Source organism: Dyadobacter luticola (assembly GCF_005860805.1).
Classification (GTDB): Bacteria; Bacteroidota; Bacteroidia; order Cytophagales; family Spirosomataceae; genus Dyadobacter; species Dyadobacter luticola.
This window is the reverse complement of sequence record NZ_VCEJ01000002.1, coordinates 1527432-1550663: the sequence shown is the minus strand read 5'-3', so window position 1 is coordinate 1550663 and position 23232 is coordinate 1527432. Positions and strand designations below refer to the sequence as shown.

22 protein-coding genes are annotated in these 23232 nt (G+C 47.7%); 14 read left to right on the top strand and 8 right to left on the bottom strand.

What is annotated here, in order from left to right; genetic code table 11:
- Positions 1–67 precede the first annotated feature (67 nt).
- Entirely contained in the window at positions 68–532 is a 465-nt protein-coding gene (locus FEN17_RS06580; RefSeq protein ID WP_138364478.1) for a PA2169 family four-helix-bundle protein, read from the top strand.
- Between the two features lie 74 nt (positions 533–606).
- Here the strand turns inward: FEN17_RS06580 and FEN17_RS06575 are convergent, their stop codons facing one another.
- From FEN17_RS06575 to FEN17_RS06565, 3 genes are read right to left on the bottom strand one after another with little or no spacing between them, the layout of a single operon-like run.
- Positions 607–891, bottom strand: a complete 285-nt coding sequence (locus tag FEN17_RS06575) for a hypothetical protein (protein WP_171037851.1) — start codon at positions 889–891, stop codon at positions 607–609.
- A gap of 14 nt (positions 892–905) precedes the next feature.
- The gene (locus FEN17_RS06570; RefSeq protein WP_138364476.1) at positions 906–1406 is read right to left on the bottom strand and encodes a CinA family protein; all 501 of its coding nucleotides are present in this window, start codon (positions 1404–1406) and stop codon (positions 906–908) included.
- Positions 1407–1428: 22 nt separating this feature from the next.
- Positions 1429–3057, bottom strand: coding sequence for an alpha-amylase family glycosyl hydrolase (locus FEN17_RS06565; protein WP_138364475.1), 1629 nt, complete (start codon positions 3055–3057; stop codon positions 1429–1431).
- A 163-nt stretch (positions 3058–3220) separates the two neighbouring features.
- On the opposite strand from FEN17_RS06565, the gene treZ reads away from it, so the two are divergent.
- Both treZ and FEN17_RS06555 read left to right on the top strand, forming a co-directional pair.
- Positions 3221–5059: a malto-oligosyltrehalose trehalohydrolase gene (gene treZ / locus FEN17_RS06560; RefSeq protein WP_138364474.1), complete on the top strand. Its 1839-nt coding sequence runs from the start codon at positions 3221–3223 to the stop codon at positions 5057–5059.
- A gap of 135 nt (positions 5060–5194) precedes the next feature.
- Positions 5195–5518, top strand: coding sequence for a hypothetical protein (locus tag FEN17_RS06555; RefSeq protein WP_229208710.1), 324 nt, complete (start codon positions 5195–5197; stop codon positions 5516–5518).
- On the opposite strand, the gene FEN17_RS06550 is transcribed toward FEN17_RS06555, so the two are convergent.
- The 3 genes from FEN17_RS06550 to FEN17_RS06540 all read right to left on the bottom strand — a co-directional run bounded on the left by FEN17_RS06550 (position 5515) and on the right by FEN17_RS06540 (position 11071).
- Entirely contained in the window at positions 5515–7170 is a 1656-nt protein-coding gene (locus tag FEN17_RS06550; protein ID WP_138364472.1) for a hypothetical protein, read from the bottom strand. The two genes, FEN17_RS06555 and FEN17_RS06550, sit on opposite strands and share 4 nt — an antisense overlap.
- 337 nt (positions 7171–7507) lie before the next feature.
- Positions 7508–10291, bottom strand: coding sequence for a DNA ligase D (gene ligD / locus FEN17_RS06545; RefSeq protein WP_138364471.1), 2784 nt, complete (start codon positions 10289–10291; stop codon positions 7508–7510).
- Between the two features lie 33 nt (positions 10292–10324).
- Entirely contained in the window at positions 10325–11071 is a 747-nt protein-coding gene (locus FEN17_RS06540) for a DUF72 domain-containing protein (RefSeq protein WP_138364470.1), read from the bottom strand.
- A gap of 119 nt (positions 11072–11190) precedes the next feature.
- Here FEN17_RS06540 and FEN17_RS06535 point away from each other — a divergent pair, with 119 nt between their 5' ends.
- From FEN17_RS06535 to FEN17_RS06510, 6 genes are all read left to right on the top strand, one after another.
- Complete coding sequence (locus FEN17_RS06535; RefSeq protein ID WP_138364469.1) at positions 11191–11550, top strand: hypothetical protein; 360 nt, start codon at positions 11191–11193, stop codon at positions 11548–11550.
- 98 nt (positions 11551–11648) lie between these two features.
- On the top strand, positions 11649–13049 hold the full coding sequence (locus tag FEN17_RS06530; protein WP_138364468.1) for an ATP-binding protein: 1401 nt from the start codon (positions 11649–11651) through the stop codon (positions 13047–13049).
- A gap of 31 nt (positions 13050–13080) precedes the next feature.
- The gene (locus tag FEN17_RS06525; protein ID WP_138364467.1) at positions 13081–14742 is read left to right on the top strand and encodes a response regulator; all 1662 of its coding nucleotides are present in this window, start codon (positions 13081–13083) and stop codon (positions 14740–14742) included.
- On the top strand, positions 14742–15011 hold the full coding sequence (locus tag FEN17_RS06520) for a UBP-type zinc finger domain-containing protein (RefSeq protein ID WP_138364466.1): 270 nt from the start codon (positions 14742–14744) through the stop codon (positions 15009–15011). Before FEN17_RS06525 ends, FEN17_RS06520 begins: the two co-directional genes overlap by 1 nt.
- Before the next feature lie 35 nt (positions 15012–15046).
- Positions 15047–15952, top strand: coding sequence for a helix-turn-helix domain-containing protein (locus FEN17_RS06515; protein ID WP_138364465.1), 906 nt, complete (start codon positions 15047–15049; stop codon positions 15950–15952).
- Between the two features lie 93 nt (positions 15953–16045).
- Complete coding sequence (locus FEN17_RS06510; RefSeq protein WP_138364464.1) at positions 16046–16810, top strand: SDR family NAD(P)-dependent oxidoreductase; 765 nt, start codon at positions 16046–16048, stop codon at positions 16808–16810.
- A 43-nt stretch (positions 16811–16853) separates the two neighbouring features.
- On the opposite strand, the gene FEN17_RS06505 is transcribed toward FEN17_RS06510, so the two are convergent.
- Positions 16854–17480, bottom strand: a complete 627-nt coding sequence (locus tag FEN17_RS06505; RefSeq protein ID WP_229208709.1) for a YceI family protein — start codon at positions 17478–17480, stop codon at positions 16854–16856.
- Positions 17481–17680: 200 nt separating this feature from the next.
- Here FEN17_RS06505 and FEN17_RS06500 point away from each other — a divergent pair, with 200 nt between their 5' ends.
- Positions 17681–18103, top strand: a complete 423-nt coding sequence (locus FEN17_RS06500) for a response regulator (RefSeq protein WP_138364462.1) — start codon at positions 17681–17683, stop codon at positions 18101–18103.
- A gap of 14 nt (positions 18104–18117) precedes the next feature.
- Entirely contained in the window at positions 18118–19455 is a 1338-nt protein-coding gene (locus FEN17_RS06495; protein ID WP_171037850.1) for a sigma-54-dependent transcriptional regulator, read from the top strand.
- A gap of 1 nt (position 19456) precedes the next feature.
- On the opposite strand, the gene FEN17_RS06490 is transcribed toward FEN17_RS06495, so the two are convergent.
- Entirely contained in the window at positions 19457–21361 is a 1905-nt protein-coding gene (locus tag FEN17_RS06490; protein ID WP_138364461.1) for a CocE/NonD family hydrolase, read from the bottom strand.
- 150 nt (positions 21362–21511) lie between these two features.
- Here FEN17_RS06490 and FEN17_RS06485 point away from each other — a divergent pair, with 150 nt between their 5' ends.
- The 3 genes from FEN17_RS06485 to FEN17_RS06475 all read left to right on the top strand — a co-directional run bounded on the left by FEN17_RS06485 (position 21512) and on the right by FEN17_RS06475 (position 23156).
- On the top strand, positions 21512–21880 hold the full coding sequence (locus FEN17_RS06485; protein WP_138364460.1) for a hypothetical protein: 369 nt from the start codon (positions 21512–21514) through the stop codon (positions 21878–21880).
- A gap of 99 nt (positions 21881–21979) precedes the next feature.
- Entirely contained in the window at positions 21980–22483 is a 504-nt protein-coding gene (locus tag FEN17_RS06480) for a response regulator transcription factor (RefSeq protein WP_138364459.1), read from the top strand.
- A 112-nt stretch (positions 22484–22595) separates the two neighbouring features.
- Complete coding sequence (locus FEN17_RS06475; RefSeq protein WP_138364458.1) at positions 22596–23156, top strand: DUF4199 domain-containing protein; 561 nt, start codon at positions 22596–22598, stop codon at positions 23154–23156.
- Positions 23157–23232 lie beyond the last annotated feature (76 nt).

The following is a 23232-nucleotide window of genomic DNA, read 5'->3' as shown; positions in this document are numbered from 1 at the left end:
ATATCAGGCCATTTCGTTTCTGGAATGATAATTTAAAAAAGCGGGCATCACTAACCATACCATAGTCATGGCGGAGAATTCAGAAATTATCGAAGTACTAAACGATCTGATCTTAATTAATAACGATAGAGTTGAAGGTTATCAAAAATCATTTGATGAAACCGACGCATCAGATTCTGATCTGAGAACATTATATAATAAGCTGGCCGACGATAGCAGACAATTTTCGTCTGAGCTAAGCTCTGAGGTAACATCCCTGGGAGGCGAACCAGCAACCGGAACCATGTTATCTGGTAAAATTTACAGAACGTGGATGGACGTAAGATCCGCATTCAGCAGCAATGGTCGCCAAACTTCATTGGATAATTCCGAGTTTGGAGAAGATGCGGCACAAAAAGCATACGAAACTGCGTTGAAATCAGACAATCTTACCGCTGATCTTCGCTCACTCATCATCAAGCAACAGGCTACTTTAAAGATTGGTCATGATACAATCAAACGTCTTCGTGACGCTGAAAAAGTAGCTCAATAATAAAAATTACAACTTCATCATCAAACAGAAAAAAGGCCGGATTATCCGGCCTTTTTTATTGACTTTCAGTTAACTTATTGCTTTGGCTTCTTCGAAGCTTTCAAAGTATCATCGTGTTTTTTGCTCGTCGAATCCGCATTGAGATTGGATTGGTTCGACGGGTAACCCAGGCTATCGTCTTGATTATCTTCGCCTACGCCCATTGCGGCGCGGCTTTCGGCACCGCTGCTATCATTCGGAGTCGTTTGTGAGGCGCTGCCTGAGCCTTCGCTGCCTTCTTTATCGCCTTTTTCTGTGCCGCAAGAAGCGAATGTCAACGCGGCTGCCAATACCAGCATAGAGCCGGCGGTTCTGATCATTTTCATAAAATTTATTATTGTTGATGAATATTCACTGCTGATGGTATTTCTTCTAAAATCAACCGCGCGATGCGGTCGATGGTTTGCAAAACGATTTCCTCTGCACTGCCGGAAAAAACATCTCGTGCCGCTACGGATTTTGTTTTGAAAAATGCATGGATAAACATGGTTCCCACTGGTTTTTCAGGTGATTCACTGCCGCCAGGGGTTGTCAGGCCGGTTACCGCTACGTGCACATCGGCTGGGATAAATGTCTGCAGCCTGTGCGCCAGCTCCTGTGTTACCTCGGCGCTTTCAGGGGTGAAATTCCTTAACATTTCCGGCGGCACCCGAAGGATATTTTCCTTTAAGGACGCATCGTAGCACACCAGCGATCCTTTCAGTACACTTCCCGATTCAGGGCAAAGAGAAAATTCAGCAGCAAGCCTTCCGGCCGTCGCACTTTCTGCAAATGCGACGGTCAGACCCTGTTCGGCCAGTGCCTTGCTGCAATCCAGGACAATTTGGGATAGCATAATTGCATGTCAGTTTAAGTCTCTAATCAATTTTGATCAGCAGGGCTTCGTCCCCGCCGAGGGTGATCACGCCTTCAACATTCATGCCTACGCGCTCGATTTCGGTGCTAAGCAATATCTGACCTTTAAAAAAATCTTTCTTAGGCCTGAAATATCCGGGTCGGTGACTGAGGTTGAGTATAATCAGGTAGCGGGCATTTCCATATTCCCGGATGTAGGAGATCAGCTGATCGTCGGCATACACCGGGCGGTAACTGCCCACATTCAATGCGGTATGCTCTTTCCTTAGCGCAATCAGCTTGCGGTAATAGTTGAGCATCGAATAGGGATTTTCCTGCTGCACTTCTACATTCACGCGGGCCGAATTATAAGGCAGCCGCAGCCAGGGCTTGTGCATGGAAAATCCAGCATAAATATCGTCATTCCACTGCATCGGCGTACGTGCGGGGTCGCGGCTTACATTCAGCTCAGGCATATTTAGTCCTTGCGGATCAATGACTTCTTCCATCGGGATCGCTACATCACGCATGCCGATTTCGTCGCCATAATAAATGGTCGGCGTGCCTCTTAAAGTAAGCAGCATCATCGCCGCTACTTTGGCCTGCGACCTTCCTACGCGGCTTGCTATCCGTGGCTGGTCGTGGTTACTCAATACCCAGTTAGGCCACCCCTCCGCCGGCAGTGCACCCTCATACTGATCTATCGCCGAAGCAATCGCTGCCGACTCCCACGGTAGTGTAAGCAACTGAAAGTTAAATGGCAAATGCGCTCCTTTGTTGTCGTGGCCGTAGTAAGTAACCAGCTTCGGAATGGGCAGATAAATCTCACCGATGATCACGCGCTCGTCATACTGGTCGGTCAGGTTGCGCATCATTCTCACGATTTCGTGTACTTCCGGCTGGTCGGTGGAGTATACTGGCGAATAATGGTTGTAAATCAGGTCTGATGCATCAAATTTGGAGTCCGGCGCCGGCGGGTTGTCACGCAGCTGCTCATCTTTGATCATGTGCCACATTACGTCTACCCGAAAACCATCCACGCCTTTTTCAAGCCAGAAACGCATCACGTCGAGCATTGCCTGCTGTACTTCCGGGTTCCGCCAATTCAGGTCAGGTTGTTCTTTTAAAAATGCATGATAATAATATTGCCCGGTCTGGTCGTCCCACTCCCAGGCATGTCCGCCGAAAACGCTCAGCCAGTTGTTTGGCAAAGAGCCGTCGGGCCGCGCGTCCTGCCAGATATACCAGTCGCGTTTCGGATTGTGGCGGGATGATTTACTTTCCAGAAACCAGGGATGCTGGTCGGAGGTATGGTTGGGTACAAGGTCGAGCAGTAGCTTCATGCCACGACTATGCACTTCATGCAGCAGCTCGTCGAAATCGTCCATGTTACCAAAAAGCGGATGAATACCCCGGTAATCGGAAATATCGTAGCCAAAGTCGGCCATCGGGGAGGGGTAGATCGGCGAAAGCCAGACGCAGTCGGCACCCAGCCATTGCAGGTAATCGAGCCTGCTGATAATACCTTTTAAGTCGCCGATCCCATCGCCGTTTGAGTCTTGAAATGATCTCGGATAAATTTGATATACCACTCCGTTTTGCCACCAGAGATGTTTTTTTTCAGTCAATGTTGCTGTGCTGGTTTGCTCCATAACAATTGTAGTTAATAGGATTGAAACCGCTTTATGTTCAAAAATCGAGCCTGGAATCTTCTTTTGTAAATCCGCTAAATCACAAGTAAATGCCCCAGGACCGCAGAATGGCACAATTTTTACGGCTCCGACTTCCGATTTATTCTTCTTACCCTTTTACATTATGAAAAAAGCCGGTGCTTTTGTCCATGCAGATCAGACCACATTTACCGTGTGGGCGCCTGAGAAACAAAGCATGAAGCTGCATTTGATTTCACCCCAGCAGCAGGAACTCGACATGCAGCCTGACGGCGACGGGTACTTTACATTAACGGTTTCGAACGTAGGTGATGGCGCAAAATATCTGCTCGCGCCGGAAAACGGACAAGCCTATCCCGACCCGGCTTCACATTGCCAGCCCGAGGGCGTCCATGGACCTTCACAAGTTATAGACCACGCTTCTTATCACTGGACGGACGTTTCCTGGAAAGGCCTGGCATTATCGGAGCTTGTTTTATATGAGTTGCACGTAGGCACATTCACGCCCGAAGGAACATTCGATGCCATCATTCCCCGGCTAGACCAACTTGCCGAAACGGGTATTAATACCATCGAACTGATGCCGGTGATCGAGTTCCCAGGAAACCGGAACTGGGGCTATGACGGCGTTTATCCTTATTCCGTACACCATTCCTACGGCGGCCCCGAAGGTTTGAAAAGGTTGGTCGATGCAGCGCATGCAAGAGGAATTGCCGTGATCCTGGATGTGGTTTTCAATCATTTAGGCCCCGAGGGTAACTATTTCGCCGAGTTCGGACCTTATTTCACAGATACCTATAACACACCCTGGGGCAGGGCGATCAATATGGACGGAGAATGGTCGGACGGCGTGCGGGACTATTTTTCAGGCATTGCTCTGCATTGGTATGAGCTATATCATGTTGATGGTCTGCGCGTGGATGCGATTCATACAATATATGATAATGGGGCTGTGCATTTTTGGGAGCTGGTTTATGAAAAACTGAAAACTGCGCGTCAGAAAAATGGGCATCCGTTTCATGTAATCGCTGAAAGTGACCTCAATAGTCCCAGAGTGGTGAAATCACCGGAATATGGCGGCTACGGCTTTACCGCGCAGTGGCTGGACGATTTTCACCATGCATTATATGTGCTCCTCGATGAAAAAGGCCGCGAGCGGTACGTGGATTTTGGAAGGTTGGAACAGTTTGGAAAAGCAATTACCGACGGTTTCGTGCATAGCGGCGAGTATGTCAAATTTCGTAAAAGAACGCACGGCGCACCCTCTGTGGGCATTCCTGGTGATCAGTTTGTTGTTTTCAATCAAAACCATGACCAGGTCGGGAACCGGGTAGGCGGGGAGCGGCTGAGCGTACTGATTGATTTTGAAAAACAAAAAGTGGCCACTGCCGCCATGTTGCTGGCACCTTATCTCCCCATGTTTTTTATGGGCGAGGAATATGGCGAGGACAACCCATTCTTTTATTTCGTAAGCCATACCGAGGAGGAGCTGATTGAAAAAGTGGTCGAAGGAAGGAAAAAGGAATTTGAAAGTTATCAGTGGGACCGTGATCCGCTCAATCCCCAGGAAACGGAAACATTCGAAAAGTCAAAATTGCAGTGGGAAAAACGGGATGAAGGCAAATACCGGATCATGCTGGAATGGAACAAAACGCTGATCAGCCTAAGAAAGAAAAATCCTGCACTTTGTAATTTTAACAAAAATGATGTCCGTTTCAATATGCTCAATGATCGTGCATTTGTGCTTTTTCGGAGAAGCGCCGACCAGAAGACGGAGCTGGCCTGCGTCTTCAATCTTTCGGATGAAACGATCGTCTGGACATTCCCGCATGCGCAGCCGCAATGGTCTCTGCTACTGGATTCTACGGACGAAATGTGGTCGGAAAATGTGCAATTGAATAATGCTTCACGGAAAGATCCAGTGAATGTTGGATACAAAATCTCGGTTCACGGGGCAGGTGTGAAAGTACTTTATCACCACTAACTAAGAAAAGGAACCGTTCAGTAACTGAAAGCCTTTACGTTTTCTACACACTCGCGTTATTTGTTCTGTAACTCTAACACAAAGGCAGTGGAAACCAACAACAGAGCAATTGGAGCAACCATTATATTGATATGCATGATCGCGTTTTGGGTGTTTTCATCAATTCGTAAAAAGATCAGGAACAATCGGAAGAAAAAAATATTAAAGCAAGGTGTGGAAGCAAGCGCCACCGTACTGAACATTAAACCCACCGGCGAGTACCTCAATAACCTCCCCGAATTTCAGGTAAGGGTGCAGATCAAACCGCAGGCCGGAGAACATTTTGAAGCGGAAATGACAGAGATACTTTCTTATTCTAAATACGATTCGATGCGGCAGGGGAGCCAGGTTCTGGTAAAATACGACCCGGAATATTACAAGCGGGTTATTTTCCTGCAGATGGCAGAAACACTAATCTAAACAACAATCGAAGCAAGTTTAAAGGCCCGGGAAACCTGGCCTTTTTTTATGGTCAAAAGGTAAATGTCGTAGCTGCCTTTTTGTAACTCTTTTTTGTAAATCACGCAGCTGAATCCGGGAGAGACTGGTCTTTTGAATGTTGTATAAAATTGCTTTACAGCACGTTGATAGCTGGTTTCGGCAGAAAATAGATATTTGGGTTGTGAAGAAACCGGATCCACAGCCACCGCATATAAGGCTTCATTTGGTCCTGAGGTATCATCCCATTCCTGATTTGAAATATCAAAATAAGAACCCTGATCACTTCTTCTGACAGAAACAGTATCTGTGACCGACTTCCAGTTAATGCTTGAAAATGAAAATGCATTCTCCGGCTTGAAAAAGGTTTTCAAAGCAAAATCCATGTAAAGAGGCGTCTTGGCATCGGCGTAAATCACCGGGTAGTAAATTGCCTTGCTCCACTGATAGCTGTATTGATTGGCGATGATCGTCTTCCGGTAATTGACAATGCTGCCGTAATAGAGGTAATAAGACGCAATGCAAAACAAAAGTGCTGCCCCGGCAATCGGAAGTCGAATAACATTTTCCCATTGAAAACCAGACCAATACCCGTCATAAAACGCCACCGCCAGCGCAGCAAAAAAAGCTGCGTATATCTTGTACCGGTCCATTTTGTAGCCGTCGTAGTCGGCATCGGTCCCGCGGGCAAAAACGATCAGGAATGCGACAAACAGCAATGTGACCAAGCCAGTAACACAAAGCCACTGCAAAGTAGTGACTTGCCGGTGTCTCCCCCGGATCATTTGAAATGCAACAATCGGCAGCGGCGCAAGAAAAACCGCACCCAGCAGCACGCTGGGCCAGATACTATGTAAAATATTCGGATCCGCGACCAGCCCGGCAAAGGACAGCAGCAGGATACATTTCGCCCCGACTGAGTGGGTAACGTGCGTTAGCAACGAGCCAGAATGTATGGTTAATGTTACCAGATGAATGATTGTTACCGCGACGAGGAGCAGCGCAGGGATCACCACTTTTCTCCGGTTTTCCGAAACTAAAAGGACAATAATGAGCCAGATAACGATTGTAGAAAGACCATTGGCGCTGGTAAATAACGCCAGCAGCGCCAGTGCCGCGCTCGCAAAAAGGTTGCGACGATTGAGCGCCAGATGAAAACTCCACAAAGAAAAGAAAACGCAGGGCGCATGCTGCAGGCTGCAAGTCGCCCAGGAGATGGTGTCTTCGTAATGCTGCATCTGAAATAGCAGGCAGGTGATTGCAAACAGTGCGATCAGGCTGAGTTGTTTTCTGGAAAAATACGGGAAAAACAAGGCCAGAATGCCCAGAATGCTGAGGTTACCCAGGAAAATCAGCCACTGAATGTTGATGCTGCCGGTAATCCGGAACTGCAGTAATGTGAGAAATTTGGCGAAAATTACCCGGTGTTCGAAGTTTTGTTCGAAGAGCAAAGCCAGCTGCGTGCCGAAGTTTTCAGCCCTGACATAATTGTAAATGAACTGGACTATATTCTGGAAATCGTCGTAATAGGGAAAGTTGTAGGAAAACTGAAAGGCGGATAGCCAGAATGTAAGGATAACAGTTGCCAGTAAGGCCCAGATCAAGCCAGCAAACCATTTACGGTATGTCGCCATTCAAACTTAAAATTGTGAAAAAGTGCCTTTTTTAATGTGGCAGTTGAGAATCAAGCTTTCAAATATAGAAAGTTAATCGCTCATTTGGTTGGGGGTGGAAAGAACCCGCCGGGGATTGAAGAGGTAGCGTAGGCAGCGTACTGTAGTTTTACCTGAGACGGTGTGTTGAAAAAGGTAGTGTGTGTACAGTTTTAAGATGATAGTGTGTGCGACCCTTCGTTATTAAGCCGTCACAAACAAAACGCTTATCTTTCCCAGAACCAAAAGCAATGATTTATAGGCAGGAATCAATTAGCGATCGGTAAAACAGCCTGTCTTATATCGAAGTAAATCGACTTTACGCCGTCTCCAACTGATCGATTTTTGAGATCACATCTTCCAGGTCAATGCCTTTTCCCAGCACCGGTTTAAACAAATCTCCTTCCTGCCGGATACGTTCCATCGCATTATGAATGGTAAAATCTTTCAGCTGCAAACCAATTTTCACTTCCTCCCAATGCAGCGGCATGGAAACCGTCGCGCCTGGCTTGGGGCGGACAGAATACGGAGCCGCCAATGTTGCTTTGGGCCGGTTTTGCAGGTAATCAATGTATAGTTTGCCTTTCCGGTTTTTGGTCATGCGTTCAATGCTGGTAAACTTTGGCAGCTTCTGCTGTGCCTGCGCCGCCACCCACTGGGCGAACATCTGACATTGATCATAGGAATATTTTGCGCCCAGCGGAATGTAAATGTGCAAACCCGTAGAGCCGGAAGTTTTGCAATAACTATCCACTTTGATCAAATCCAGCAGCTTCTTGATCGTCAGCGCAGTTTCAATCACCTGCTCAAATGTATTCGTCGTGTCAGGATCAAGGTCGAGCAGGCACCAATCGGGATTATCCGGCGTTTCGATGCGGCTGTTCCAGGGATTCACATCGATCGCACCCAGATTTGCGGCATACAGCAAGCTTGCCTCATCATTGGCCATCATGAAATTTTTCTTTTCGTCCTCTTCGCCAGCAACATAAGGCGTCGTTTCGATCCACGAAGGCACTTTTCCGGTTACATCTTTCTGGTAAAAACTTTTTCCGTTAATCCCATTCGGATAACGGTTCAGGGACAGCGGCCGGTTTTCCAGATAAGGCAGAATGTAAGGCGCCACCTGATAATAATAATTGATCAGCTCCCGCTTGGAGATTTTGTCCTCCGGAAAGTAAAGCTTGCTCAGGTTCGAAAATTTCACTTCATGCCCATTGACTTTCCGCACCTGCGACTCGTCTTTCGGGTTCAGCAATGTTTTGCGGCCCGCCTGCCCGGGTTTTTTAATCACCTCATTTTCTGCCGCTTTTTCCTTCGTCACCGGCTTTTTTGTTTCCTCCACAACCTCGTCGGTTTCCTTCGCGACCTCGCGCACCACATCCTTTGCCGACTTATCTTCCCGCATTCCCTCAAATGACGGATGCCTGAAAACACCGTCGGAAGTAATTTCCGCGAAACTCACCTCGCACACCAGCTCCGGTTTCAGCCAGGTCGCATTGGCTTTTGGTGGATTGGGCCGGAAACTGGACGGTTTATTGTAATCCGGCGTCTCTTTAAACGGACTGTCCTCCGTCACAAGCGGTTTAAAAAGTTTCAGCATATCGCGCTGCTGTGCATCTTTGAAACCGGTGCCGACTTTTCCCGCGTATTGCAAGACGCCATTTTCATAAGTCGCCAGAAGCAGCGCGCTGAAAGGTTTGGAAGTGCCCTCATTTCTGGTGTAACCCGCCACAATTACTTCCTGACGCTTGTTGATCTTGATCTTAAGCCAGTCCTTGGTCCGGTTTCCTACCGAATAAGTGCTGTCTGATTTTTTGGCAATGATACCTTCCAGTCCCATTTTTTTTGCCGCTTCAAAAAACGCGGTACCCTCTGCTTCAATGCTGTATCCCAGCTTCGCAGGGCTGTCTTCGGTGACGATATTTTGTAAAATCACCTTCCGGTCCGAAAGCGGCAGGCCGGTCAGATCTTTCCCATCGAGCCACAAAATGTCGAAAACGTAGTAGATCAGCTGCCCGTCCGCCTCGCTGCGCCAGTTTTGTAGCGCATTGAAATCCGAATGTCCATCCTCTTTCACAACCACGATTTCCCCATCCAGGACCACATTGATCTTCCAATCCGTCAGGCTTTGAAGGACCGGATAAAATTTATCATTGAAAGATTTATTGTTCCGCGATTTGATCTCCACCGAACCTTCGTTCATGAACGCAACCGCGCGGTACCCATCCCATTTCACTTCATATTCCCAGCCCGGATCGTCAAAAGGCTCGCCGACCAGCGTGGCCAGCATGGGGCTCAATGTTTCCGGAAACTTACCCTTTGGCGCGCTTTTCAGGATGTCCGCCGTTTTTTTTTTCGTATCGGCCTTGCTGTCCTTTTCTGTTTCCTCTTCTAAAACTTCATTCGCCTTGGCCGTGCTTTTCGAGTTTTTTGCCTCTTTCTTTACCTTCACTTTTTCTTTGGGCTTGTCCTCTTTCGCTTTGGTTTTTGCCTCCGGCTCCTCGTCGTCCTCGCCGTAAACGGCACCCGGATTTTCTTCAATACCTTTTAATGTCTTTTTCGAAATGACAGACCGGTCTTTTTCCGTAATGTCATCTTCGTCAGCATACTTATCTCTGTGCTTGATGAGCAGCCACGAATTTTCTGCCATACCATGGGTTTTCACCAGCGCAAATTCACCTTTCAATTTTTTTCCATGCAAGCGGATTTTGATAGATCCTGAATGCAGTTCTTTCAGTAACATCTTCTCTTTATCCTCCTTGGATTCAGCCTCTTCCAACGGTTCATACGTACCATAATCCCACACCATCACCGTACCCGCGCCGTAATTTCCCTCCGGAATAATGCCTTCAAAATCCTTGTAATCGTAAGGATGATCTTCCACCATCATGGCCAGCCGTTTCACCGCCGGGTCCGTAGATGGACCTTTGGGAACTGCCCAGCTTTTGAGTACGCCATCCATTTCCAGTCGGAAATCATAATGCAGGCGGCTTGCGTCGTGTTTTTGAATCACAAAAATCAATTCTTCCGATTTGGCTTTACCGCCTTTGGGTTCGGGCGTTTTATCGAATTTCCGTTTTTCGTTGTATTTGGTGAGGCTCATGGTTTTGGTAATTTAGAATGTTGAGAAAAGGTGTCAGGCAAGCTGGTCAATGTATTCTTGTAATTTCGCCGCATTACGGAATGCGTGACCGTTGACGTCGTTATTAAAAAATGCCCACACGTTGTGTCCCTCGTTGCTCCAATCGCAGAATTTTTGGGCATATTCTTTCAATGCGCTGTCGGGATAGGAAGAGCTGTACAAGTCTTTCGGGCCGTGGAAACGAAAAAAAATATCTTTTGCCGTGATTTCCTCATGGTAGGGAAACCGGTCGGACTGCGCAAAAACGAGGGTTATTTTATTCTTTTTCATCAAATCGATGCTCTCCTCGCCAAACCAGGACGGGTGCCTGACCTCCATCGCAAACCGGTATTCGCTGTAATGTTCATGCACGACACCATAGAAATGTGAGACCACATCATGGTGAAATTGCACGCCCGGCGGGAGCTGGATCAGTATCGGGCCGAGGTGATTTTTGATAGGTTCGAAGATTTTGAAAAAACGTTCGAGCGGCTCTTCCGGATCATTCAGTTTTTTCATGTGGCTGAGATACCGGCTCATTTTAGGGCAAAACAGAAAGCCTTTCGGAACCATGGAAACCCACTTTTTGACCGTACTTTTTAAGGGTAACCGGTAAAAGCTGGTATTTAGCTCGGATACGGAAAAACGTTTGGCATAAAAGGAAAGATAGTCCGCCGGCTTCACATCTTCGGGATAAAAAATACCCGCCCAATGTTTATAGCTCCAACCAGAGGTACCAATGTGAATGTGACCACTTTCCATTTTGAAACATTTAAAAAATGCCTCGGATAAAATAATCGTACCGTCCTGAAACTGACTTCGCTAAACGTCATCAGGAATGGTTTTTGACTTGAAAGGTTAAACTTAAACTCCTGTTACTGATGAGTGTGATCGATATTCTGGGCGACCAGGAAGAAACATTGGGTACGGCAGAAGATCTGCGGGAAGAAATTGTGGTGGAAGTGATGCAGCCCGAAATTTCCGGAAGCCTGATTAAAATAGAATTTGAAACTTCTATCGGTCTTTGCCGCGGACATTATCACGCGAGCGACCTTGGCCATGAAGAAGTTATCCTGGACGAAGAATCCATTTCAATACTAAAAGCCTTATTTCCGACATTCAACGGCGTATTTGTACACCAGCACAACCGCGACTGGGTGGAAATAAGTGTAGCCGAAAATTTTACGGGTCTACCGGAATACAAGATTTACAGCCGGATCGTGACGGGCAGCGCGGCATAAGTTAGCAGAGTCGGAAATTCGCTGGTTTAACCCAAAAATTTTTGAGGTAAATCCTGATTAATCCCGTAATTGGGTTCTCAATGACAACCCAACGTTCCATGAAAGATATTAATGCAAAGGATTTGAAATCCATCAAGGTTTTTCAGGATGTTCCCGAGGACCAGCTGCAATGGATGATCGATCAGAGCAGGCATTATGAGTTGCAGGAAGGCGAATATTTGTCCAAGCCCGGCGAGCCGATCACCGGCACGCACGTGATTTTCAGCGGGAAAATCGAGCTTTACAGGATCCAGAACAATGCCAAACTTTTTATTGCAGATTTGCATGCAGGCGATGTGACGGGTACATTGCCTTTCTCGCGCGGAAAAGTGGGCGTAGCTTACGGGCAATGCACCGAGCTGGCGCAGCTGATGACTTACCCGGTTGAGAAAATGCGCGACCTGATCGTGACGCATTATGAGCTGACGCAGGCGCTGGTCGTCGTGATGACGTCCCGGGTGCGGGAGTTTACGGAATTGGAACAGCAGAATGAGAAAATGATGGCCCTGGGAAAATTATCAGCTGGCCTTGCCCACGAGCTGAACAACCCGGCGGCGGCGATTGTGCGTGGCTCGGTTTCGCTTAAAAAGCATTTGCTGATGCAGCCCAGCGATTTCAAGAAACTCATTTCCATCCATTTATCGCCGGAAGAAATCGACCTGATCAATGATAAAATGGCGGCGATCCTGAGCAACACTAACCGCCCGGTGCTGAGCATGATGAAGCGCTCGGAAAAAGAGGATGAAATTCTCGACTGGCTCGACGGCCATAATGTAAATGGCTGCGACGACATTGCGGATAACCTGGTAGAATTTGGGATCACCGAAGACGATCTGGAAGATTTAAAAGCCAAAATTAATAAGGACGATTTTTCGCCTATCCTGCTGTGGATCAATAATAATCTAACGACCGAGAGAATGGTGGCCGACATCCAGGAAGCTTCCAAAAGGATTGCTGACCTGGTCGGCTCTGTGAAAACATTTACCCACATGGACCGCGGCGGCGAGAAGGAGGTAATCGACATTCACACCGGCATAAAAAATACCCTGACGATGCTCAATTACAAATTGAAGAAGGGTAACATTAAAGTCAGGGAAGAATTCGACCTCAGCCTGCCGCATCTCCGGGCGATGGTTGGTGAGCTGAACCAGGTCTGGACCAACCTCATCGACAATGCAATCGACGCGCTGGAAGGCCAGCCGAATCCTGAGCTGACCATTAGCACACACCTTGATAAGGATTTTATCAAAGTGTGCATCATCGACAACGGTCCGGGCGTTCCCGAGGCGATCAAGAACAAAATTTTCGATCCCTTTTTTACTACCAAATCGGTCGGTAAGGGTACGGGCCTGGGCCTGGATGTGGTCAACCGGATTGTAAAACAGCATAATGGCTCGGTAACATTGCATTCTGAGGCGGGGAAAACCGAATTTCTGGTTTGTTTCCCGATTAATGGATAAATTGGTTATTAATCTTAACAAAAATCTCCCCATGGGTTTGCCCATTATATTCTCGATAGACGACGACCCGCAGGTACTGAGAGCGATCAGCCGCGACCTGAAAGCACATTACCGCGAACAATACAAAGTGCTGAGCACCACCTCCGTAGCCGAAGCGATGGAGAGCCTGCTCGAATTGCAAAACAAAGGGGAGGAAGTGGCCATTTTCGTATCAGACCAGCGGATGCCCGAAATGCAGGGTGTCGAATTTCTGGAAAAAGCGATGACAATGTTTCCTTTTGCAAAAAGGGTTTTGCTCACGGCATACTCTGATACTGAGGCGGCTATCAAGGCGATTAATGAAGTGAAGCTGGATTATTACCTCATGAAACCGTGGGATCCCCCCGAGGAAAAGCTCTACCCGGCGATCGACGATCTGCTGCAAGACTGGCAGGCCAACTATCGTCCGGATTTTAAAGGTATCAAGGTGCTGGGTTATCAATTTTCACCCAAAGCGCACGAAATTAAGGATTTTCTGGCGGGTAATCTGGTACCTTATTCCTGGCTGGATGCCGAAAGCAGCGATGTTGGTAAGCAGATTGCCGCCACCAACAATTTATGTCCGGTGGATTTTCCCGCCGTGATATTTGAAGACGGTACCTTGCTAAAAACACCTTCCCTGATCGACATTGCGGAGCGGATCGGGTTGAATGCTAAAACCAAGCAGCAGATTTACGACGTTGTGATCATCGGTGCAGGCCCGGCTGGCCTGGCGGCTTCTGTTTATGGCGCTTCCGAAGGTTTAAGTACTTTACTGATCGAGCGAAAAGCGCCTGGCGGTCAGGCTGGTACAAGTTCGAGAATAGAAAATTATCTAGGCTTCCCGACGGGTTTAAGCGGCGCGGAACTGACGCGCCGGGCAATCACCCAGGCGACGCGTTTCGGGACGGAATTTCTCTCCCCGCAATATGTGAAGGAAATTAAGCTGAAAGACAAATACAAAACCATCATCCTGGGCGATGGCAGTGAAGTGAATGCAAAAGCCGTGGTCATTACGACGGGCGTAGACTATCGTAAGCTGGAAACCAAAGGCATTGAGGACTTTACGGGTAAAGGAATTTATTACGGCGCGGCGAGTACGGAGGCATCTTCCTGCGGAAACAAAGATGCGTACGTTTTGGGCGGCGGTAACTCAGCGGGCCAGGCTGCGATGTATCTTTCCAAATTTGCAAGAAATGTATACATCCTGATCCGCAAAAATGATCTGACGTCCTCGATGTCGTCCTACCTGATCGACCAGATTAGCGGTACGGATAATATCAGCGTTTTGGGCTGTACAGAAATCGTTGAGGCACAAGGAAATGAGCATTTGGAATCACTCCGGCTGGTTGACCTCAATACCAGCGAAGAGCGGACGGTGCCAGCAGATGCCTTATTCATTTTCATCGGCGCCAAACCTTACACCGATTGGGTAGGATTGGAAATTATCAAAAACGGCAAAGGCTTTATTGAAACCGGCCGGGAAATGAAGGGATACAAGAATTTTAGGCAGATCTGGAAAGCCGAGCGCGATCCTTATTTGCTGGAAACCAGCTCTCCGGGCATATTTGCGGCTGGCGATGTGCGCGCAGGGGCCATGAACCGGGTAACATCGGCGGTAGGCGAGGGATCCATGTCCATCAGTTTTGTTCACCAATATTTAAGCGAAGTATAATGAGTGATGTTTGTAAGCATATCAGCGAGATCACGGAGCTGAAAACGCCCGACGAGTTTGTGTGTGAGGAATGTATGAAAGTAGGCGGCAGCTGGGTGCATCTGCGTACCTGTCAGACCTGCGGCGTAACATTGTGTTGTGACACTTCTCCTGCAAAGCACATGACGCAGCATTTCCACCATACCGGCCACCCGGTGGTCATTTCCGCCGAGCCGGGCGACAACTGGATGTGGTGCTATGTCGACGAAGCATTTGTGAGATACACTTAGGACGTTTTGTTGTATTGAATTTCGTAACTTTCGGCATGCAAAAGTCGACCACGGTTCCTGAATTTTACAAAGAGATTTCCCAGCTGATCCCGGAGCCGGTACAGAAAGAAATCGGGCATTTTAATTTATTTAAAACCGAAGATCTGTTCCGGGCGGGAAAAGCCAAGGGAATGCCTTATAACCGGCGGGCATACTATAAAATCAGCCTGATACTCGGCCGTAACCGGGCGGAGTATGCAGACAAAGTAATTGATATTGAGCATAATGCACTGCTTTTTGCTACCCCGCTGATACCCTATAATTACGAACCGCTGGATGATCAACAGTCCGGCGTGTTCTGTATCTTTTCCGAAGACTTTCTGACGCAGGATAACAGCGGCGTCAAGCTCAAAGATCTGCCGGTTTTTAAGCCAGGCGGCACGCCGGTGTTCACACTGGATCAGGCGCAGATTGAAGAAACACGGCACATTTTCGACAAAATGTTCCGGGAAATCAATTCTGATTATGCCTACAAATATGACCTGCTGCGTAATTATGTGATCGAGCTGATCCATTTTGGGCAAAAGTTGCAGCCTGCTACCTCACTTTTTACGGAAACGAATGCTTACAAGCGTGTTTCCAGCCTTTTTATAGAATTGTTGGAAAGACAATTTCCCATCGAGCCGCCGCACCAGAAACTGAATTTCCGCTCTGCCAAAGATTTCGCGGACCAGCTTTCGATCCACGTAAATTACCTCAACAAAGTATTAAAGGAAATTACCGGCAAAACCACCACAGAGCTCATTACTGACCGCATTATCAAGGAATCCAAAATCCTTTTGAAACACACCGACTGGAATGTTTCGGAAATTGCGTATAGCCTCGGGTTTGAAGAAGCGTCCCATTTCAATAACCTTTTTAAGAAACATACATCTCTCAGTCCGCGCGCATTCCGGGTATAGATTTGAATTTTGTAAGTTTTGATTTGAAACCGGCAAATGCGCCGCAATGCTGTGGTATACCTTTGTTCTATCAATTTTAAACAAACAAAAAAGATGGAATCAAGTAACAAAATCGCACTCATCACCGGATCCAGCCGCGGCCTGGGAAAAAATATGGCTTTGACGCTCGCCGGAAAAGGTACCGATATCATTGTCGTATACCGCAGCAAAGAAGCAGAAGCCAACGGAGTTGTCGCCGAAATTGAAGCGATGGGCAGAAAAGCGGTTTCTGTGCAGCTCGACACATCCGACACCAAATCTTTTGACGCATTTCTGACGAACCTGTCTGGCATTTTGAAAGAAAAATGGGGCAGGGATACCTTCGATTTTCTGATCAATAATGCCGGGATCGGGAAGTATTACGCATTTCAGGACACACCGGAAGAAGCGTTTGATGAACTGATGAACATTCACTTCAAAGGTGTTTTCTTCCTCACACAGAAAGCGTTACCACTCATTGCCGATGGGGGACGGATCGTCAACCTGTCCACTGGTTTAGCCAGATTTTCGACGCCGGGATACGCGGCCTACGCCTCGATGAAAGGTGCGATCGAAACATTGACCCGCTACCTCGCCAAAGAACTCGGCTCCCGCGGCATTACTGCTAATGTTGTAGCGCCCGGCATCATTCACACCGATTTCACCAAAGGCTCTTTCGAAGGCGTACCAGGCCTGGAAGATCACATGAATTCAATCACCGCCCTGGGCCGCGTCGGTCGTCCCGATGATATTGGCGGCGTCGTAGCGTTTCTTTGTTCCCCGGAAGCCGGGTGGGTAAATGCGCAAAGGATTGAAGCGTCGGGTGGGATGAATCTGTAAACAAGTTAGGCTGAGCGGCTCGATCCGCTCAGCATGACAGGTGTTACAACTTTTTCCCACTCAACTTCAGATGCACATCAATGACGGGCTTGATCGATGCATCGTCCGGCAGGTTTGACTCGGTGGCATAGTTCATGCCCCATTTGGTGCGGTCGATCGGGGCGAGGGCTTCTAGTTTGAAGTCGTCCCCGATCAGATCGATTTTCGCCGCAAATACGATCAAATTGGTCTTCCCTAACATTGTTAAATTGCCGGTCACTTGAAAATTGGCGCCAGGAACCACATTTTCACCTGTTCCGGAAAAAGGCGACACGTTGCTGATCTCAAACTTGACATCGGGATGCAAAGCCATGTTGAAGAAATCGGGGCTCTGCAAGTGGTGTACGAGCTGGTGCTTCAACTCGTCCGTAGGCAGATTAAAATTGAGGATCGATGAAACCGGGATCGTAAAAGAACCGCTTTTTACCTGGCCGTCGCGGATAACAAGACTTTCACTTTTCACTGTGATAGACCCTTCGTTAAAGTACCCGGTTTTCAGGTAACCCTTCCACTCTGCTACCGAAACAGCGTCGTTCAGCTTATAGTTGGCCGTATCAGGTGCGTGATCGGTGCAATTCCATACACTTACCGATACTGCGAGCATTGCACCGATCTGACCTGTTCTCATCATAGATTTTAACATTTTCATCTTGCTATTTTATTTGACGTGGCTAATAATTTCAATGCAAAAGTAGCCCGCAGCAGCAGCAGGGTGCCTACGCAAAAAGGAGTAAAACCTACGCGAAACGGATTTTCTTCAAAATTTTACGGATTGTTATTGGACGTAAATAGTGCGATATTTGCCCCTGGTTATACTTAACAAGTTTAGGAATGTCGATAAAGGGGCCGATCATTTGTATTGAGGACGATGCGGACGACCAGTTTTTAGTCAGGAGCGTCATAGAAGAATTGGAGATCCCAAACAAGCTGCTTTTTTTCGGGAATGGACTGGAAGCGCTGCTGCACCTCGAAACAACCAATGAACAACCTTTTCTGATCATCTGCGATATTAACATGCCCATCATGAACGGCCTGGAACTCAGGGGCCGCATCGACCAGAATGATTACCTCAGAAAAAAATCCATCCCCTTCGTTTTCCTGAGCACAGCGGACAATCCAATGGTCATCGAAGCCGCGTACGATTCTACTATACAAGGTTTTTTCAAGAAAGAAAGCAGTTTTGACGAGCTGAAAAGACGCGTCAAAATTATCTACGATTACTGGCAATGCTGCCTGCACCCCAACCGTACGTAGCGAATCAGTCATTGATGAATAAAATCCTGATTATCGACGATGAGGAAAAGCTGAGAGGGCTGCTCGCGCGGATCATTAAACTTGAAGGTTTCGAAGTGCTTGAAGCCGGAGATCTCAAATCGGCTGTCAGAAAGCTTGACCAGTCGGACATTGACGTAGTACTTTGCGACGTAAAATTGCCTGACGGAAACGGGGTTGAGTTTGTAAAAACGCTCCGCGAGAAATATCCTTTGCTGGAAGTGATCCTGCTCACGGCCTACGGTAACATCCCCGACGGCGTGCAGGCGATCAAAAGCGGCGCCTTCGATTATATTACCAAAGGTGACGACAACAATAAGATCATTCCGCTGATTTACCGCGCACTCGAAAAAGCCGAGCTGAACAAGCGTGTCCAAAAGCTTGAAAAACAGGTAAGTGATAAATATTCTTTCCATTCGATCATTGGCAAATCGAGGAACATTACGGCCAGCATTGAACTTGCCAGGCGTGTAGCGCCCACCGATACCACGGTGCTTTTGCTGGGCGAAACCGGCACTGGCAAAGAGGTTTTTGCCCAATCCATCCACCAGGCCAGCCCGCGGGCCAAAAAGTCATTTGTTGCGATCAACTGTTCGGCATTCGGGAAAGATTTGCTGGAAAGTGAAATGTTCGGCCACAAAGCCGGCGCATTTACCGGCGCGATCCGCGACAAAAAAGGGCTGTTCGAGGAGGCTAATTCCGGTACCATTTTTCTGGACGAAATCGGCGAGCTGGCATCGGAGTTACAGGCGAAATTGCTGCGTGTGTTGGAAACCGGCGAATTTATCAAAATCGGCGAGACGGTTCCTACCAAAGTGAATGTCAGGATTATAGCGGCCACAAACCGCGATCTGCAAAAAGAAATCGCTTCCGGTGATTTTCGCAGCGACCTGTTTTACCGGCTTTCGGTTTTTCAGATCACGATTCCGGCTTTGCGGGAAAGGGTAGAGGATATCGGTCCGCTCGCTACCGAATTTGCAACACGTTTTGCATTAAAGGCCAATAAAAAGATCAAGTCACTTTCCCGGGATTTTATTGCTGCGTTGGAACATTATGCCTGGAATGGTAACATCCGGGAGCTGAAAAATGTGATCGAGCGAAGCGTGATCCTGACCGATGGCGAAGAGCTGAATGTGGAAAGCCTGCCATTTGAGCTGCTGCAAATTTCAAATGGAAATTCAAAAAACCTGTCTGCGTTTTCCCTCGCCAGCGCCGAAAAGCTGCATTTGCAAAAAATCCTGAACTACACCAAAGGCAACAAGGCAGAAGCCGCGCGGCTGCTCGAAATTGGCATTGCTACCCTCTACCGCAAAATCGACGAGTACAAGCTGTAAGCTACTCCACCACCCGCACGCCGACATAAGAGGAGCTATTTCCTGAAAGGTAAACCCGGTGTTGCGCAGCCTGAAAATCCGATTCGGAAGCTTTATAAATGTTGACGAATTTCTGCGGGTTACGATCGACCAGCGGAAACCAGGAACTTTGCACCTGGATCATGATCTTGTGCCCCCTTTTGAACCGGTGCGCCGCATCCTGCATATCGAATTTTACGTTTTCGATTTTTCCGGGTACCATCGCTTCCGGCTTGGAAAAGCTTTTTCTAAACTTCGAACGCATCACTTCCCCGCGAATAAGCAGCTGAAAACCACCCATTTTCATATTCTTGTTAATCGGGCTGTCGTTCGGGGCGTCGCCGGGATAAACATCGATCAGTTTCACCACAAAGTCCGCGTCCGTGCCGGTGGTCGATACAAACAGATCGGCAAAAACATTACCCGAAATTGTCACATCTTCTTTCAAAATTTCCGACTGAAAGACCAGGACATCCGGGCGGGTAGCCGCAAACCGCTGGTCTTCATACATAAAATCGCTGCCGCGGATGATGCGGATTTCGGAAGTATATGGTACCGGTTTGGCCGGATCGCTGGTGTATTCTTTGAAATCTGGTTTAGCGCCGACTTGCATGGTTGTCATTGTGGGTGAGAAGGATAATGTGCCGTCGGGATGCATATACAGCTTTTTTTCGACCGTATTTTTAGGCGGCCACTGGTCGTACTGTCTCCACTCATTTGCGCCGGTTTCGAAGATCATCGCTTTCGGCAAGGCCGGGTCGGCGGTGCCTTTCAGGTAATGGTTGAAGAATGGAAATTCAATGTCCCTCTGGTAAAAAAGGCTTGTTTGAGAACCAAAACGAATGTTGCCCAGATATTCGCCCAGCCCGCGCGCCCAGCCGCCGTGAATCCAAGGACCCATCACCAGCAGGTTCGGCGATTTCGGTTTGTTGTTTTCAATGCCCTGGTAGGTTTTCAGCGGTCCGTACAAATCTTCCTGATCAAACCAGCCGCCGACCACCATTACCGCAGGCTTAATGTTCTTCAAATGTGGCACCGGCGTACGCGCTTTCCAGAAATCGTTGTAAGTTTCATTTTCCATCATCTGGTTCCAGATGCGGTTTTCGCCATGAAAAATTTTCTCGTTTACATTTTTCAGCGGACCGAGATTTTTGTAAAATTCATAGGAATCGGGCGTCCCGTAAGCAGAAAACTGCGGCGTACCCGTGGGAGTTGGAACCGGCCTCGGCGCGCCATAAGAAGACAGAAACGCAAAGGTACCCATCAGGAAAAATGCACCATTATGGTGGCGGTCGTCGCCCATAAACCAATCGGTTACAGGAGCTTGTGGTGATGAAGCTTTCAATGCGGGATGCGCTTCCACATTTGTCATCGTGGTATAATAGCCAGGCGCCGAAATACCCCAGGTACCTACTTTTCCATTATTTCCTTCAAGATTTTTGATCAGCCACTCAATGGTATCGTAGGTGTCTGAACTTTCGTCAATATCCTTGTTCCCTTTTTTATTTGGAATAAAAGGGCGGTAGGCTTCAAAATCACCCTCCGACATATACTTACCCCTCACATCCTGATAAACAACAATGTAGCCCTCCTTCGCGAAAAACATACTCGGCCCGATCAGCGGTTTAAACACTGTCTCTCCGTAAGGCGCGACGCTGTACGGCGTCCGGTTGAGCATGATTGGATACGTTTTAGCTGCCGAAATGTCCTTCGGAATGTAGATCGAAGTGAACAGTTTCACGCCATCCCGCATCGGTATCATCCGCTCGATTTTATCATAATGTTCGCGGATGTAAAGGGAATCCTGGTTGATTTTGGTTTGGGCGAAGGTGGATGCCGATGTGAAAATCGCCAGGCAGAAGATGAAGTGGAGCAGCGTCTTTTTCAAAATATTTTCATAATGGTTCGTATGCCAATTTAATCATAAATGGCAAAACAGAGTTACTCGTCCCGAAATTAGCCCGCTCATGTATAACAAACTGCACTTCAACACGTAGCTACTGTATATTGCATAGTACCTTGCAAAACAATAATGGCCATGAAATCTAGAAACATTCTTTTCGCTTTTTGCTTATTTGTCAGTCTTGTTGCCTGCCGCGAATCGGACAACATTAGTATTAAAGTTGTGGATGATGATCACATTTACCGGTACAACGCAACTTTTCCGAGGAGCAGGAGCCGGGATGTGGAGCGGTATATCAACAACCGCATTTCGCCGTCGAGTATTAGTTACGATAATGCGGTGGATGTTACTACGACGCTCGATGACAACACGAAATTTGATTACGAAGCCTCGCCGGGGAAGCTGGAAATTGAGCTCGATAAAAGGCAGAATAGTCTGGCATCGTACCAGCGCATCAAGAAAATGTGCAAAGGCCTGGACCAGGTTATCAATCCTAAAAAGTAGTTTAAACCACACTGCAGCCCGGTCGCCTTCGAAATTTAAGCCAGCCAGCATCAAAAAATTTTTAATTTTGGCTGGCTTAAATTTCAGATCATCCAGCGAATGTTGACCGGCTTCTTCACAAGACACAGGCAGGTAATTCTCTACGGCGCGTCCCTCGCGCTGCTGCTGTTTTTGTTAAAATGGCTGGAATTCCGCTTCCTCATCATCGACCACGCTTTTGAAATTTACGCCGGGGCAATCGCCCTGCTTTTCACCGGCCTCGGCATTTGGCTCGCTTTGAAACTCATTACGCCGGGCGTCGGTACGCCGGGCATCGGCACGCCTCGCGTAGAAACCATTGTCATCGAAAAAGAAATACGGGTTGTTTCCGACGGCCAGTTTACCTTTAACGAAAGCGAAATGCTGCGCCTCGGGCTGAGCAGGCGCGAGCTGGAAGTTTTGCAGCTGATCGCCGAAGGTCATAGCAACCAGGAAATCGCGTCGCGGCTTTTTGTTTCCCTCAACACCATTAAAACACACACTTCTCGTCTTTTTGAAAAACTGGAAGTGAAAAGCAGGATCCAGGCGGTCGAAAAAGCGAGGAGGTTGAGCCTTATCCCTTAATACTTTTAGGTGAAAAACGCTTTTTCTGCTTAAAATCACCCGAAAGTATGACCCGAAAACCGGCCCTGAAACTCAAATTTGCGGCATCACATTTACCAAAACATTTAACAAAATGAAAAAAGTAATACTTACCTGCGGATTGATTGCCGGGACAATTGTATCGGCTTTTATGCTTTTCTCAATGAATTTCCTGCACGATAAAATGGATTCGAACAGCGGGATGATCGTCGGCTATGCCTCGATGCTGCTGTCGTTTTCACTGATTTTTGTGGGTGTAAAAAATTTCCGGGATAAGTATAATCAGGGTAGGATCAAATTCGGGCAGGCGCTGATGATCGGGCTGGGCATTTCGCTCATCGCTTCAACCATGTATGTCATCGCCTGGGGCATCGATTTCCATTTTTTTATGCCCGATTTCATGGATAAATTCTGCGCCGCACAAATCAAAAGCCTGCAAGCCAAAGGTGTGACGGGCGCGGAGCTGCAATCACAAATCGACGAAATGAATGGTTATAAGGAAATGTATAAAAATCCGGTCAGCTTCGCCTTGCTGACTTATATGGAAATTTTGCCGGTAGGTCTCATCGTATCCCTGATTTGCGCATTAATCTTAAAGCGACAAGGCACCCGCGACGAAAGCTGGCGCGAACCTCAGGTTCGTGCCGATTATTAACAGGCCTCTGGCCGGTGTTCAAAGATAATGCGGCCGGAGGCCTTGGAAAAGGCGGAACGAACCAGGAGGTTCGCCC